The sequence below is a fragment of the Paenibacillus maysiensis genome, assembly GCF_000520815.1.
Taxonomy (GTDB): domain Bacteria; phylum Bacillota; class Bacilli; order Paenibacillales; family Paenibacillaceae; genus Paenibacillus; species Paenibacillus maysiensis.
The window spans coordinates 1-495 of record NZ_ASRY01000205.1 but is presented as its reverse complement, the minus strand read 5'-3'; the positions used below and the strand labels follow the sequence as shown (position 1 = coordinate 495).

Here is a 495-nt window from a genome sequence, read left to right as displayed (position 1 = left end):
CTGTACCTCCAGAGAGGCGGCAGGATCGGATGATGGTTGCCAATCCGTAACCTTGCGTCGAAACTCTTTTGTGGCTCCATCAACCCATATAAGCCTCTCACCATCCCACCAATTTACCCAGCCCAGCAAACCAGCAAGGGCAAAATCTAATTTCTCGTCTATCATATCCACTGGCATATCTATCATCCTTCCAACGCTCCGTCAGGGTGACAGAACGTATTGTATTGGTGGGTTACTCCCCTATAAGCGGGGCAATTGCCTTCATCCTTTGTTCTTCACGCAATCTCTCAACTGCCAACAAAACATCCTCTATATCATCGGTGTCAAGTGTTGAACAATCTCTATCGTCATAGCCTATTTCCAACTTGATCATATGGAGATAATCAAAATCTAAAACATGATCCCCTATTCCTCCGGTTTCACGGGGGAATTTCTCTGCTTCTTTCATTCGCTTCTCAAGCAGGGCTATTGTCCGGTCCCTCTCTGCAAGCTGCT

General features: G+C 46.7%; 1 protein-coding gene. It reads right to left on the bottom strand.

Features of this window, described 5'->3' with window-relative positions; translation table 11 throughout:
* Positions 1 to 232: 232 nt before the first annotated feature.
* A partial coding sequence (locus tag L696_RS28635) for a hypothetical protein (protein WP_209440967.1) occupies positions 233 to 495 on the bottom strand: 263 nt, incomplete at its 5' end.